The sequence below is a fragment of the Pseudoxanthomonas sp. SGT-18 genome (genome assembly GCF_003931645.1).
Classification (GTDB): domain Bacteria; phylum Pseudomonadota; class Gammaproteobacteria; order Xanthomonadales; family Xanthomonadaceae; genus Pseudoxanthomonas.
Window position 1 is genome coordinate 280633 of sequence record NZ_RRYJ01000001.1, and the last position, 13304, is coordinate 293936.

Below are 13304 nucleotides of genomic sequence, written 5' to 3' on the forward strand. Positions count from 1 at the left end.
GCCTTCTCCATTCCGGTGCCGGTGCCGCGGCTTACTGGCGCAGGACCGACGGATCCTGCAGCTGGGCCTCGGCGTCGACGGTCAGCAGGGCATTGACCTGGCGCAGCGCGTCCACGTCCAGCTCGCCGGTGGCCTGCGACAGCAGCAGGCGGTTGAGCAGGAAGTTGTACTTGGCGCGGGCGTACTCGACCTGGGCCTGGAACAGGGTGCGCTGGTTCTGGACCACGTCCAGCACGGTGCGGGTGCCGACTTCCAGGCCGACCTGCGAGGCCTCGTAGGCACTCTGCGCCGAGACCACGGCCAGGCGGCGGGCCTCGACCTCGCTCACGCCGGCGACCAGGGCCTGGTACAGGTTGCGGGTGTTGCGGTCCAGGGCGCGGCGCTGCTGCTCGTACTGGTCCTGGGCGATGTCGCGCTGGGCGATCGCCTGGCGCACGCGCGACTGGGTCGCGCCGCCGGAGAAGATCGGCACGGTCAGGGTGATGCCGATGCTGCTGCCGGTGCTTTCGCCGTTGCCAGCGCCGGTGAGGTTGTCGATGTCGCCCCAGGCCGCGTCCTTGCCCCAGTCGGCGTTGAGCGCCAGGGTGGGGTAGTGGCCGGCACGGGCGGTTTCCACGCTCTGGTCCGCGGCCTGGGCACGCAGCTCGGCCGAGCGCAGGCTGGGATTGCGCTCGATTGCGGCGGCCACCCAGGCGTCGGCGTCGCTGCGCAGGCTCGGCAGCTCCGGACGGAAGTCGGCCGGCAGGGCGCGCAGGTCGCGCACCGGCTGCCCGGTCAGCTCGGCCAGCGCCTGGTAGGCGTCCTGCAGGGCGTTGCGGGCGAGGATGGTGTTGGCGCGGGCCTCGTCGTACTGGGCGCGGGCCTCGTGCACGTCGGTGATCGGGGCCAGGCCCACTTCCAGGCGCTTGTCGGCGTAGTCGAACTGGCGCTTGGCGGCGGCCTCGTTGGTCTCGGCCGCGGCCAGCGACTCGATCGCCACCAGCACGTCGAAGTAGGCGGCGGCGGTGCGCACCATCAGGTCGTCGCCGGCGGCGGCCAGGTCCTGGTCGGCGGCGGCGCTGAGCGTGCGCTCGGCGCGCAGGGTGGAGAAGTCGCCCCAGTTGAACAGCGTCTGCGACGCGCGCAGGCCGTAGCTGCGGGAGGTCCTTTCGATGGTGCCGGGACGGCCATCGCGCTCGGTACGCGAGCGGGTGAGGCTGGCGGAGCCGTTGACCTGCGGCAGCAGCGCCGCGCGCGCCTGGACCCGGCCTTCCTTGGTGATGAGGGTGTTCGATTCGGCGATCGCCAGCGTCGGGTCGCCGTTGCGGGCCATTTCGTAGGTCTGCAGCAGGTCGGCGGCGCTGGCGGTGACGGGGGCCAGTGCGGCCGCCAGGGCCAGGGCGAGGGAACGGCGGATCATCAGCGGCTTCCTTATCTTCATGTTGGGCCCGGGTCCATGCCCGGGCCGTCGTGGGGATATCGGGATCCGACCGCTGCCCCGCGGGGCATTGCGGTCAGAAACTGAACTGCGGGGCCGGCTCGGCGCCGCGCAGGTACTCGAGCTCGGTCTCGAACAACGATTCAACGGCCGGCGCGTTGACATCGCCGGTGTGGCGCAGCAGCACGGCTTCCATCACCGGCGCGCGGCCACGGACCACGAACAGGCGGCCGCCCGGGCGCAGCCACTCCAGGAACCGGGTCGGGACCGTGTCCACCGCGGCGGTCACGCAGACCGCGTCGAACTGGCGGGTCGGCGCGTACTGCAGGGCGTCGGCGGTCTCGATGCGGACGTTGGTGCCCAGGCGGGCAGCGTCCAGGTGCCTGCGCGCGGCGGCGGCCAGTTCCGGCTGGATCTCGATGCTCACCACCTCGCGCGCCAGCTCGCCCAGGCAGGCGGTGACGTAGCCGCTGCCGGTGCCCACTTCCAGCACGCTGTCGCCCGGCTGCAGGGCCAGGGCCTGGAGCATGCGGCCCTCGACCACCGGCTTCATCATGCGCACGCCGTGGCCCAGCGGCAGCTCGATGTCGGCGTAGGCCAGCGCGCGCTGCGCCTCCGGCACGAACGCCTCGCGCGGCAGGCGGCCGATCACCTCGAGCACGGCGGCGTCCAGGACCTCCCAGGGGCGGACCTGCTGTTCCACCATCAGTTCGCGGGCAAGGGCGTAATCGATCGTCATGGCTGCTATCACAAGGCGCGGGAGGCCGGGCATTCTACTACCGCGGCGGCCCGTGCCGGCGCTGGAAGGATCGCCGCGCCCGGGCGGCGGCGTTCAGTGCCGGAAGTCACCGCGACCACCGGCCCTGCGGGACGCGGTTCAGGCCGCATAGGCGCGCAGGAAGAAATCCACCGTGGCCCGCAGGTGCCGCTGCAGGTCGGCCGGCGCGGGCGTGCCGCACAGGCCGCAGGCCATCTTCGAGTACAGCTCGCCCTTGAGCAGGCAGAAGAACTGCGAGGCGGCCAGGGGCACGTCCCCGATCCGCAGCAGGCCCTCGTCCACCCGGGCCTGCAGGAACTGGGCGAAGGCATCCTGCACCCGCCGCGGGCCGGCGTTCCAGAACAGGTGGCGCAGGGCGTCCTCGCCGGCTCCGGCGGTCATCATGCGGTGGATGCGGAGCGCCTCCTCACTGCTGATCAGGGCGAAGAAGGCGTGGCCGATGGCCAGCAGCTGCTCGCGCAGCGGGCCCTCGGGCGGGTTCACGAACAGCTCGTCCGGCAGCACCTCGCGGCACTTGGCGGCGATCGCCTCGGAGAACAGGGTCTCCTTGTCGCCGAAGTGGCTGTAGACGGTCAGCTTGGACACGCCGGCGGCGGCGGCGATCTGGTCCATGCTCACGCCCTGGTAGCCCTGTTCGAGGAACATGCGCTTGGCCGCTTCCAGGATCGCGGCGCGCTTGGCCAGGTCCTTGGGGCGGCCGGGGCCCGGATTGCGGGCGGGCGCGGCGGCGCTGGCGGGCGTGGTCGGGCGGGTCATGCAGGCAATACTAGACTAGTTGGTTTTCTATTTATACCATACCGGCCGGTTCACTATTTTCCACCTACAGGACGGAGTCGTGGCGATGCAGGGACGGGTCAGGCGTGGCGTAGCGGCAGCCCTCGTGGTGGTCGCCCTCGCGGGGTGCGGCAATGGCGCGGAGGCGCCGGAGAAGGCGCGCCCGGTCTGGGTGGTGCAGCCACAGGCGGCCGGCGAAGCCGCGGGGCTGGCCTTCCCCGGCGAGGTGCGGGCGCGCGAGGAAAGCCCGCTGGCGTTCCGCATCGGTGGCGAGCTGGTGGCGCGGCGGGTGGACGCCGGTGCGCGGGTGGCCGAAGGCCAGGTGCTGGCCGAGCTGGATCCGGGCGACCAGGCGCTGCAGGCGCAGGCCGCGCGGGCGCAGCTGGCGGCGGCCGAGGCCGAGCTGGCGCGGGCGAAGGGCGACCTGGACCGCTACGCGAAGCTGGTCGAGCAGCAGCTGGTGAGCCGCTCGGCGTACGAGGCCCAGGAGGCGGCGTACAAGGCCGCGGCCGGGCAGGTCGATGCCGCCCGCGCGCAGTGGGAGGTGACCCGCAACCAGGCCGCCTATGCCACCCTGCGCGCGCCGCACGCCGGGGTGATCGCCAGCCGCCAGGCCGAGGTCGGCCAGGTGGTGGCGGCCGGGCAGACCGTGTTCACCCTGGCCGCCGACGGTGGCCGCGAGGTGGCGATCGACCTGCCGGAGGACCGCATGGGCCAGTTCAAGGTCGGCGATCCGGCCGAGGTCGAGCTGTGGAGCCGCCCCGGCCAGCGCCTGCCGGCGCGGATCCGCGAACTGGCCCCGGCGGCCGATCCGCTGACCCGCAGTTACGCCGTGCGCGTGGCCCTGGACGATGCGGTGGCCGGCGACGTGGTGCTGGGCCAGAGCGCGCGCGTGTTCCTCGGCCACGGCGCGGCCGGCGCCGGCCTGCGGGTGCCGCCGGCGGCGCTGCAGCAGGGCGCCGACGGCAAGCCGGCGGTGTGGGTGGTGCGCGAGGGCAAGGTCGCCAGCGTGCCGGTCGAGCACGGGCCGCTGGGCACCGAGACGGTGGAGGTCCGCGGCGAGCTGCGCGCCGACGACTGGGTGGTCGCCGCCGGCGGCCACCTGCTGCGCGAGGGCGAGGCGGTGCTCGCGGTGGACCGCGGCAACCGGCCGGTGGCCGCCGCCGTGCGGCCGAAGGCGGACTGAGCCATGCGCCGCTTCAACCTTTCCGAGTGGGCGCTGCACAACCGCGGCCTGGTGCTGTACGCGATGATCGCCCTGGCGGTGATCGGCACCTGGTCCTACCTGCGCCTGGGCCAGAGCGAGGACCCACCGTTCACCTTCAAGGCCATGGTGGTGCGCACGCTGTGGCCGGGCGCCACCGCCGAGGAGGTCTCGCTGCAGGTCACCGAGCGGATCGAGAAGGCGGTGATGAACACCGGCAAGTACGAGTTCGTGCGCTCGTACTCGCGCCCGGGCGAGTCGCAGGTGATCTTCATGGCCCGCGACTCGATGCGCTCGAAGGACATCCCCGAGCTGTTCTACCAGGTACGCAAGAAGGTCGGCGACATCCGCGCCACGCTCCCGGACGGGGTGGTCGGGCCGTTCTTCAACGACGAGTTCGGCGACACCTTCGGCAACATCTACGCCCTCACCGGCGAGGGCTTCGACTACGCCATCCTCAAGGACTACGCCGACCGCATCCAGCTGGAACTGCAGCGGGTGGCGGACGTGGGCAAGGTCGAGCTGATCGGCCTGCAGGACGAGAAGGTCTGGATCGAGATCGACAACGCGCGCCTGGCCACCCTGGGCATCCCGCTGCAGGCGGTGCAGCAGGCGCTGGAAGGACAGAACGCGGTGGTGCCGGCCGGGTTCTACGAGACCGCCTCCGAGCGCGTGCAGCTGCGGGTGGACGGCCCGTTCCGCACCCTGGAGGAGATCCGCGCGTTCCCGATCCGCGCCAACGGCCGCACCATCCGCCTGCAGGACGTGGCCACGGTGACCCGCGGTTTCGCCGATCCGGCCGCGCCGCGCATGCGCTTCATGGGCCAGGACGCGATCGGCATCGCCGTGGCCATGCGCGACGGCGGCCACATCCTGCGCCTGGGCGAGGCGCTGGAGGCCGAGTTCGCGCGGCTGCAGGAGCAGCTGCCGGCGGGCATGCAGCTGCGCAAGGTCTCCGACCAGCCGGAGGCGGTGCGCGACTCGGTGGGCGAGTTCGTGCGCGTGCTGGCCGAGGCGGTGACCATCGTGCTGCTGGTCAGCTTCTTCTCGCTGGGATTCCGCACCGGCCTGGTGGTGGCGGTCTCGATCCCGCTGGTGCTGGCGATGACCTTCGCGGTGATGAACTACTTCGGCATCGGCCTGCACAAGATCTCGCTGGGCGCGCTGGTGCTGGCGCTGGGCCTGCTGGTGGACGACGCGATCATCGCGGTGGAGATGATGGCCATCAAGATGGAGCAGGGCTTCGACCGCCTGCGCGCGGCCAGCTTCGCCTGGGAATCGACCGCGTTCCCGATGCTCACCGGCACCCTGATCACCGCGGCCGGCTTCCTGCCGATCGCCACCGCCGCCTCCAGCACCGGCGAGTACACCCGCTCGCTGTTCCAGGTGGTGACCATCGCCCTGCTGGTGTCGTGGATCGCCGCGGTGCTGTTCATCCCCTACCTGGGCGACAAGATGCTGCCGGACCTGGCGCATCCCCGGCCGCCGAAGCCGGGCAGCCTGGCCGCGCGCCGGCGTGCCTTCCGCGAGCGGCTGGCCGACCGCTGGCCGCAGTACGCCGCGCTGCTGGCCCCGGCGCCGCTCGACGGCCACCACCACGACCCGTACCAGCGCCCGTTCTACCAGCGCTTCCGCCGCCTGCTCGATGCCTGCCTGCGCCGGCGCTGGTGGGTGATCGGCGCCACCGTCGGCCTGTTCGTGCTGTCGCTGGCGATGTTCCGCTTCGTGCCGCAGCAGTTCTTCCCGGATTCGACCCGGCCGGAGCTGATGGTGGACCTGGAACTGGCCGAGGGCGCGTCGCTGCGCGCCACCGAGGCGCAGGCGAAGAAACTGGAGGCGCTGCTGCAGCAGCGCGAGGACGTGCGCAACTATGTGGCCTACGTCGGCACCGGCTCGCCGCGCTTCTACCTGCCGCTGGATCAGCAGCTGCCGGCGACCAACTTCAGCCAGTTCGTGGTCCTGGCACGCGACATCCAGGCGCGCGAGGAACTGCGCAACTGGCTGCTGCGCGAGGTGGCGCCGCAGTTCCCGGAGCTGCAGATGCGCGTGACCCGGCTGGAGAACGGCCCGCCGGTGGGCTACCCGGTGCAGTTCCGCGTTTCCGGCGAGCACATCGACCAGGTGCGCGCGATCGCGCGCAAGGTCGCGGAGAAGGTGCGCGCCAACCCGCACACCACCAACGTCAACCTGGACTGGGACGAGCCGAGCAAGGTGGTGCGCCTGGAAATCGAACAGGACCGCGCCCGCGCGCTGGGCGTCAACAGCGCCCAGCTGGCGCAGTTCCTCAGCGCGCAGCTGTCCGGCTACACCGCCAGCACCTTCCGCGAGGGCAACGAGCTGGTCGGGATCATGCTGCGCGGCGGCGCCGGCGACCGCGAGCAGCTGGAACTGCTGGGCAGCCTGGCCATCCCCACCGGCGACGGCGGCAGCGTGGCGCTGTCGCAGGTGGCGCGCATCCGGCAGACCTTCGAGGAAGGGATCATCTGGCACCGCGACCGGCTGCCGACCATCACCGTGCGCGCCGACATCGGCGACGAACTGCTGCCGGCGGCGGTCACCGCGCAGATCGACCCGACCCTGGACGGGATCCGCGAGGCGATGCCGCCGGGCTACCTGCTGCAGGTCGGCGGCTCGGTGGAGGATTCGGCGCGCGGGCAGAACTCGATCAAGGCCGGCATGCCGCTGTTCCTGTTCGTGGTCACGACCCTGCTGATGGTCCAGCTGCGCAGCTTCTCCCGCACATTGATGGTGCTGGTGACCGCGCCGCTGGGCCTGATCGGCGCGAGCTGGTTCCTGCTGGTCTTCCGCATGCCGTTCGGCTTCGTGGCACTGCTGGGCACGATCGCGCTGGCCGGCATGGTGATGCGCAACTCGGTGATCCTGGTCGACCAGATCGAGCAGGACATCGCCGCCGGCCACGACCGCTGGCACGCCATCGTCGACGCCACCGTGCGCCGCTTCCGCCCGATCGTGCTGACCGCGCTGACCGCGGTGCTGGCGATGATCCCGCTGTCGCGCAGCGCGTTCTACGGCTCGATGGCGGTGGCGATCATGGGCGGCCTGATCGTGGCCACCGCCCTGACCCTGCTGTTCCTGCCGGCGCTGTACGCGGCCTGGTTCCGGGTCAGGCCGGAAGAGGCAACAGCCTGACGGCGGGACGGTGTAGCCGGAGCAATGCCGCTGCTTCGGCTACGCCCCGGGCACACCCGCACGAAGCCCCACTCCCCTCGGAAGAGGGGAACCCGGGTGCGCTTCGCTTACCCCTCGGCCAGCGCCATCGTCCCGGCCAATCACCAATCACCAATCACCAATCACGAATCACGAATCACGAATCACGAATCCCCACGCAGCAGCGCGATGAACGCCTGCGCCGCCCGCGACAGCGTGCGGCCGCCATGCACGACATACCCGAGTTGCCGCGACAGCTGCACGCCCTGGACCGGCAGCACCTGCACCTGGGCGTCGAGCATGGTCAGCGGCAGCGCGCCCCAGGCCAGGCCCACCGAGACCAGCATCTTGATGGTCTCCATGTAATTGGTGGTCAGGCGCAGCTGCAGCGACAGGCCGCGGCGGGCAAAGGCCTGGGCGACGATGCGGTGGGTGAAGGTGCCCGGATCCGGCAGGACCGCCGGATGCGCGGCGATGTCGGCCAGGCCCACCTTCGCCATCCGCGCCAGCGGATGGTCCGGCGCCACCACGAAGCGCAGCGGATCGTCCCATACCGGCGTGGCCAGCAGCGGTGCCTCGGTCGGCCCCAGCGTGGTCACCGCCAGCTCCACGTCGCCGCCCAGCACCTGGGCATAGGCCTGCTCCGAATCCATGAAGCGGATGTCCAGCGCCACCCGCGGGTGCAGCGCGGTAAAGCGGCGCAGCAGGGCCGGCAGCCGGTGCAGGCCGACGTGGTGGCTGGTGGCCAGGCTCAGGCGGCCGCCGATGTCCTGCCCCAGGTCCTGCAACGCGCGCCGCGCCGCATCGGCCTCGGCCAGCATCTGCCGCGCCCGCGGCAGCAGCAGGCGCCCGGCCTCGGTCAGCACCACCTGGCGGCCGAGGCGGTCGAACAGGCGCACCTCCAGGTCCTGCTCCAGCTGGGCGATGCGCTTGCTCACCGCCGGCTGGGTCAGGTGCAGCTGCTCGGCGGCGGCGGAAAAGCCGCCGCGCTCGGCGACGGCGACGAATGCCGACAGGCTGCCCCAGTCCATCGCGGCTCCGAATTGATTCCTGGCAGGAATCTACCGGATGAAAAATATGCATTTGAGTTATCGATGGCAAGGCGGCAGGATTTCCCCAAGCCCGGCGGGCCGCGCGCCCGCCACCGCCAGAGGAACAGAGGGAATGGCCGGCAAGACCCTTTACGACAAGCTGTGGGAAATGCACGAGGTAAGCCGCCGCGACGACGGCTCCTCGCTGATCTACATCGACCGCCACATCCTGCACGAGGTGACCTCGCCGCAGGCGTTCGAGGGGCTCCGCCTCGCCGGCCGCAAGCCGTGGCGGGTGGACGCCAACATCGCCACGCCCGACCACAACGTGCCCACCACCCGCGCCGAGCGCGCCGGCGGCCTGCAGGCCATCGCCGACCCGGTGTCGCGGCTGCAGGTGCAGACCCTGGACGAGAACTGCGCCGATTTCGGCATCCTCGAGTTCCGCATGGACGATGCCCGCCAGGGCATCGTCCACGTGGTCGGCCCGGAGCAGGGCGCGACCCTGCCGGGCATGACCGTGGTCTGCGGCGACTCGCACACCTCCACGCATGGTGCTTTTGGAGCGCTGGCGCACGGCATCGGCACCTCCGAGGTCGAGCACGTGCTGGCCACCCAGTGCCTGGTGGCCAAGAAGATGAAGAACATGCAGGTCCGGGTCGAAGGCAAGCTGGGCCCGGGCGTGACCGCCAAGGACATCGTGCTGGCGGTGATCGGCCGGATCGGCACCGCCGGCGGCAACGGCCACGCCCTGGAGTTCGCCGGCAGCGCGATCCGCGAACTGTCGATGGAAGGCCGCATGACCATCTGCAACATGGCCATCGAGGCTGGCGCGCGGGTGGGCATGGTCGCGGTGGACGAGAAGACCATCGAATACGTGAAGGGCCGCCCGTTCGCGCCCAGGGGCGGGCAGTGGGACGCGGCGGTGGCGTTGTGGCGTACCCTGGTCTCCGATCCGGACGCGCACTTCGACACCGTGGTCGAGCTGCGCGCCGAGGACATCAAGCCGCAGGTCAGCTGGGGCACCTCGCCGGAGATGGTGGTGCCGGTGGACGCGACGGTGCCGGATCCGGAACGCGAACCCGATCCGGTGAAGCGCGATTCGATCGTGCGCGCCCTGAAGTACATGGGCCTGCAACCCAACCAGCCGATCACCTCGATCCGGCTGGACCGCGTGTTCATCGGTTCGTGCACCAACTCGCGGATCGAGGACCTGCGCGCGGCCGCCGCGGTGGCGCGCGGGCGCAAGGTGGCGCCGACGATCAAGCAGGCGCTGGTGGTGCCGGGCTCGGGCCTGGTCAAGGCCCAGGCCGAGGCCGAGGGCCTGGACAAGGTGTTCATCGAGGCCGGCTTCGAGTGGCGCGAGCCGGGCTGCTCGATGTGCCTGGCGATGAATCCCGACAGGCTGGGCGCCGGCGAGCACTGCGCCTCCACCTCCAACCGCAACTTCGAGGGCCGCCAGGGCGCCGGTGGCCGCACCCACCTGGTGAGCCCGGCGATGGCCGCCGCCGCCGCGGTGGCCGGCCACTTCGTCGATGTGCGCGAACTGGTCCAGGCCTGAGGAAACCGCCAATGAAAGCCTTCACCACCCACACCGGCCTGGTCGCCCCGCTGGACCGCGCCAACGTCGACACCGACCAGATCATCCCCAAGCAGTTCCTCAAGTCGATCAAGCGCACCGGCTTCGGCCCGAACCTGTTCGACGAGTGGCGCTACCTGGACGTGGGCCAGCCGGGGCAGGACTGCAGCACGCGGCCGATCAACCCGGACTTCGTGCTCAACTTCCCGCGCTACCAGGGCGCCAGCGTGCTGCTGGCGCGCGAGAACTTCGGCTGCGGCTCCTCGCGCGAGCACGCGCCGTGGGCGCTGGACGAGTATGGCTTCCGCGCGATCATCGCGCCCAGCTTCGCCGACATCTTCTACAACAACAGCTTCAAGAACGGCCTGCTGCCGATCGTGCTGTCCGACGCCGAGGTCGACGAGCTGTTCCGCCAGTGCGAAGCCAGCGAGGGCTACACCCTGACCGTGGACCTGGCGGCGCAGACGGTCACCCGCCCCGATGGCGTGCAGCACCGCTTCGAGGTGGACGCCTTCCGCAAGCACTGCCTGCTCAACGGCCTGGACGACATCGGCCTGACCCTGCAGGAGAAGGACGCGATCGCCGCCTTCGAGGCCCGCCACCGCGCCGCCCAGCCCTGGCTGTTCGGCGCCGCCTGATCCAGGATGCGGCGCGGCTTGCCCGCGCCGCGCTCCCGCGGCCGTGGGCGGTCACCTGACCGCCGGCAGCAGCTTGCCGGTCAGCAGGCGGAAGGTCAGTCGCGGCGCGTCGGGCTTGCCGTAGTTGGTCGTGGTGACGACCACGACCAGGCGCTGCGCGGGGAACACCCGCACCGTGTTGCCGCCGGTGCCGTTCATCGCGAACGAATCGAACGTGCGGCCCTCGCTGGTGTCGTGGTGCAGCCACCACAGGTAGCCGTAGTCGATGCCGTCCTCGATGCGCGCATGCGGCCGGGTGGATTCGGCCACCCATGCCGCCGGCACCAGCTGGCGGCCGTTCCATTCGCCGCCGCGGCGGTACAGCTCGCCCAGCGCGAGCAGGTCGCGGCTGCGCAGGGCAAGGCCGCCGCCGGCCTGGGCCAGGCCCAGCGGCGAGAACTGCCAGGCCGGCGCCTCGATGCCCAGCGGGTCGAACAGCCTGGCGCGGGCATAGTCCTGCAGGGGGCGGCCGACGGCGGCCTGGATCGCGGCGCCGAGCGTGGTCACGCCGGCGGTGCAGTAGCGGAAGCTGCGTCCGTATGGCGAGTCTTCCGGCCGCTCCATCCACGCCGGGAAGCCCTGGATCGGCAGGTCCAGGTAGAACCCGACCCAGTCCTCGACCAGGTACATGCGTTCCTCGTTGCCGCGCGACCACTGGTTCCAGTCGTCGCACTCCAGCAGCGAGGACATGGTCATCAGGTCGACCGCGGTGATCGCGTCCTTGCGTGGATCCGGATTGGCCGGAGGCGGGCGCCGCAGCAGCGGCAGCACCGGCGCGTCGGCCCGCATCCGGCCCTCGGCCTGGGCGATGCCGGCCAACATGCCGGCGACGGTCTTGGTCGCCGAGCGCGTGTCGCGGCGCGCCTCCGCGCCACCCTCGTCGAAATAGCGCTCGTAGACCAGCACGCCGTCGCGGGCGACCAGCACGCTGGTGACCTGGCCGAACTCGCCGGCCGCGATGGCACGTTCCATCCCGGCCAGCGCGGCCGGATCGATGCCGTGGTCCGCGGCGGGTTCCAGCCGCCAGGCCGGCGGCTTCGCCGGCACGGTGGCGGGAAGCAGGAGGAGCAGGAGCGTGACGAGCAAGGGCAGGCGCATGGCAGGTCTCCGGCGGCAAGGGTGCCGGGAGCCTGGCACGCGCCCCGCGCGCGCAGCAGGGGCGATGCGACGAAGCGGCGGAAACGCCGACGGAAGCCGGCAAGGGCGGCGCCAGGCATGGGCCCTGGTGGCCGCCACGCCGCGCCGCGCTGGCGCGATGCGGCGTGCAGACCTTCCGCGGCGGGGCGGCGCCCGCGCCGCGGGCGCCTCAGTACACGCCCTGCGCCAGCATCGCGTCGGCCACCTTCACGAAGCCGCTGATGTTGGCGCCGTCCACGTAGTTGACCGTGCCGTCCTTGCGCTTGCCGTGGCGCACGCAGTTGCCGTGGATGTCCTTCATGATCGCGTGCAGGCGCTCGTCCACCTCGGCGTGGTGCCAGGACAGGCGCAGCGCGTTCTGGCTCATCTCCAGGCCCGAGGTGGCCACGCCGCCGGCGTTTGAGGCCTTGCCCGGCGCGTACAGGGTGCCGGACTCCAGGAACACGTCCACCGCCTCCAGGGTCGAGGGCATGTTCGCGCCCTCGGCCACGCAGATGACGCCGTTCTTCACCAGGGTGCGCGCGTCCTCGCCGTCCAGCTCGTTCTGGGTGGCGCAGGGCAGGGCGATCTCGGCCGGGATGTGCCAGGGGCGCTTGCCGGGCAGGTATTCGAAGCGCCGGTCCCCGTCCAGTTCCGCCAGGCGGCCACGGCGCACGTTCTTCAGTTCCATCACCGCCTCGATCGCCTCCATGTCGAAGCCGTCGCGCGCGTAGAGCGTGCCGCCGGAATCGCTGAAGGTCAGCACCTTGCCGCCCAGGTCGGTGGCCTTCACCGCCGCGTACTGGGCGACGTTGCCCGAGCCGGAGACCAGCACCCGCGCGCCCTGGGTCTCGCGGTGGGCGTGGTGCAGCATCTGCTCGACGAAGTAGACGGTGCCGTAGCCGGTGGCCTCCGGGCGCATCAGGCTGCCGCCGTAGGCCAGGCCCTTGCCGGTGAACACGCAGCCGGCCTGGTTGGACAGCTTCTTCATCATGCCGGCCATGTAGCCGACCTCGCGCGCGCCAACGCCGATGTCGCCGGCCGGCACGTCGGTGTCCGGGCCCAGGTGCCGGTAGAGCTCCAGCATCAGCGCCTGGCAGAAGCGCATCACCTCGCCGTCGCTCTTGCCCTTGGGGTCGAAGTCCGAGCCGCCCTTGCCGCCGCCCATGGGCAGGGTGGTGAGCGCGTTCTTGAAGGTCTGCTCGAAGGCCAGGAACTTCAGGATCGACAGGTTCACCGTGGGATGGAAGCGCATGCCGCCCTTGTACGGGCCGATCGCCGAACTGTGCTGCACGCGCCAGGCACGGTTGACCTGCACCTGGCCCCGGTCGTCGACCCAGGACACGCGGAACTGGATCACCCGCTCCGGCTCGACCAGCCGTTCCAGCAGGCCGTCGCGCGCGTACTGCGGGTTGCGCTCGAGGAACGGCCACAGGCTGGCGGTGACTTCCTTGACCGCCTGCAGGAATTCCGGCTGGCCCGGATCGCGGCGCTGTACCCGCTCGAGGAACTCTTCCCTGGAACCTGGCATGGCTTGTCTCCTTTGCCTGGGGCGGCTGC

General features: G+C 71.3%; 10 protein-coding genes. 4 read left to right on the forward strand and 6 right to left on the reverse strand.

Annotated elements, in window-relative coordinates; all coding sequences use genetic code 11:
* Nucleotides 1-31 precede the first annotated feature (31 nt).
* The 3 genes from EIM47_RS01345 to EIM47_RS01355 form a co-directional block, all read right to left on the reverse strand.
* The gene (locus EIM47_RS01345) at nucleotides 32-1399 is read right to left on the reverse strand and encodes a TolC family outer membrane protein (protein WP_026010734.1); all 1368 of its coding nucleotides are present in this window, start codon (nucleotides 1397-1399) and stop codon (nucleotides 32-34) included.
* A gap of 94 nt (nucleotides 1400-1493) precedes the next feature.
* Nucleotides 1494-2156, reverse strand: coding sequence for a protein-L-isoaspartate O-methyltransferase (locus EIM47_RS01350; RefSeq protein WP_019399653.1), 663 nt, complete (start codon nucleotides 2154-2156; stop codon nucleotides 1494-1496).
* Between the two features lie 138 nt (nucleotides 2157-2294).
* Nucleotides 2295-2951: a TetR/AcrR family transcriptional regulator gene (locus tag EIM47_RS01355; RefSeq protein ID WP_019399654.1), complete on the reverse strand. Its 657-nt coding sequence runs from the start codon at nucleotides 2949-2951 to the stop codon at nucleotides 2295-2297.
* An 85-nt stretch (nucleotides 2952-3036) separates the two neighbouring features.
* On the opposite strand from EIM47_RS01355, the gene EIM47_RS01360 reads away from it, so the two are divergent.
* On the forward strand, nucleotides 3037-4155 hold the full coding sequence (locus EIM47_RS01360; RefSeq protein ID WP_125076097.1) for an efflux RND transporter periplasmic adaptor subunit: 1119 nt from the start codon (nucleotides 3037-3039) through the stop codon (nucleotides 4153-4155).
* A gap of 3 nt (nucleotides 4156-4158) precedes the next feature.
* A complete protein-coding gene (locus EIM47_RS01365) occupies nucleotides 4159-7323 on the forward strand; it encodes an efflux RND transporter permease subunit (RefSeq protein ID WP_125075856.1) in 3165 nt (1054 codons plus the stop codon).
* A 182-nt stretch (nucleotides 7324-7505) separates the two neighbouring features.
* Here EIM47_RS01365 and EIM47_RS01370 read toward each other — a convergent pair whose 3' ends face one another.
* Complete coding sequence (locus EIM47_RS01370; protein WP_019399657.1) at nucleotides 7506-8372, reverse strand: LysR family transcriptional regulator; 867 nt, start codon at nucleotides 8370-8372, stop codon at nucleotides 7506-7508.
* Nucleotides 8373-8505: 133 nt separating this feature from the next.
* On the opposite strand from EIM47_RS01370, the gene leuC reads away from it, so the two are divergent.
* Nucleotides 8506-9933: a 3-isopropylmalate dehydratase large subunit gene (gene leuC, locus EIM47_RS01375; protein WP_019399658.1), complete on the forward strand. Its 1428-nt coding sequence runs from the start codon at nucleotides 8506-8508 to the stop codon at nucleotides 9931-9933.
* A gap of 11 nt (nucleotides 9934-9944) precedes the next feature.
* Nucleotides 9945-10589 carry a 3-isopropylmalate dehydratase small subunit gene (leuD, locus tag EIM47_RS01380; RefSeq protein WP_125075857.1) on the forward strand — a complete coding sequence of 215 codons (645 nt, stop codon included), beginning with the start codon at nucleotides 9945-9947 and terminating at the stop codon, nucleotides 10587-10589.
* Nucleotides 10590-10640: 51 nt separating this feature from the next.
* Here the strand turns inward: leuD and EIM47_RS01385 are convergent, their stop codons facing one another.
* The gene (locus tag EIM47_RS01385; protein WP_125075858.1) at nucleotides 10641-11726 is read right to left on the reverse strand and encodes a serine hydrolase; all 1086 of its coding nucleotides are present in this window, start codon (nucleotides 11724-11726) and stop codon (nucleotides 10641-10643) included.
* Between the two features lie 208 nt (nucleotides 11727-11934).
* Complete coding sequence (gene gdhA, locus EIM47_RS01390; RefSeq protein WP_028914560.1) at nucleotides 11935-13275, reverse strand: NADP-specific glutamate dehydrogenase; 1341 nt, start codon at nucleotides 13273-13275, stop codon at nucleotides 11935-11937.
* Nucleotides 13276-13304 lie beyond the last annotated feature (29 nt).

Bases quoted from the DNA above. Each gene is read 5' to 3' on its own strand.
- EIM47_RS01345 (WP_026010734.1), bottom strand. From the start codon at position 1,399: ATGATCCGCCGTTCCCTCGCCCTGGCCCTGGCGGCCGCACTGGCCCCC.
- EIM47_RS01350 (WP_019399653.1), bottom strand. From the start codon at position 2,156: ATGACGATCGATTACGCCCTTGCCCGCGAACTGATGGTGGAACAGCAG.
- EIM47_RS01355 (WP_019399654.1), bottom strand. From the start codon at position 2,951: ATGACCCGCCCGACCACGCCCGCCAGCGCCGCCGCGCCCGCCCGCAAT.
- EIM47_RS01360 (WP_125076097.1), top strand. From the start codon at position 3,037: ATGCAGGGACGGGTCAGGCGTGGCGTAGCGGCAGCCCTCGTGGTGGTC.
- EIM47_RS01365 (WP_125075856.1), top strand. From the start codon at position 4,159: ATGCGCCGCTTCAACCTTTCCGAGTGGGCGCTGCACAACCGCGGCCTG.
- EIM47_RS01370 (WP_019399657.1), bottom strand. From the start codon at position 8,372: ATGGACTGGGGCAGCCTGTCGGCATTCGTCGCCGTCGCCGAGCGCGGC.
- leuC (WP_019399658.1), top strand. From the start codon at position 8,506: ATGGCCGGCAAGACCCTTTACGACAAGCTGTGGGAAATGCACGAGGTA.
- leuD (WP_125075857.1), top strand. From the start codon at position 9,945: ATGAAAGCCTTCACCACCCACACCGGCCTGGTCGCCCCGCTGGACCGC.
- EIM47_RS01385 (WP_125075858.1), bottom strand. From the start codon at position 11,726: ATGCGCCTGCCCTTGCTCGTCACGCTCCTGCTCCTCCTGCTTCCCGCC.
- gdhA (WP_028914560.1), bottom strand. From the start codon at position 13,275: ATGCCAGGTTCCAGGGAAGAGTTCCTCGAGCGGGTACAGCGCCGCGAT.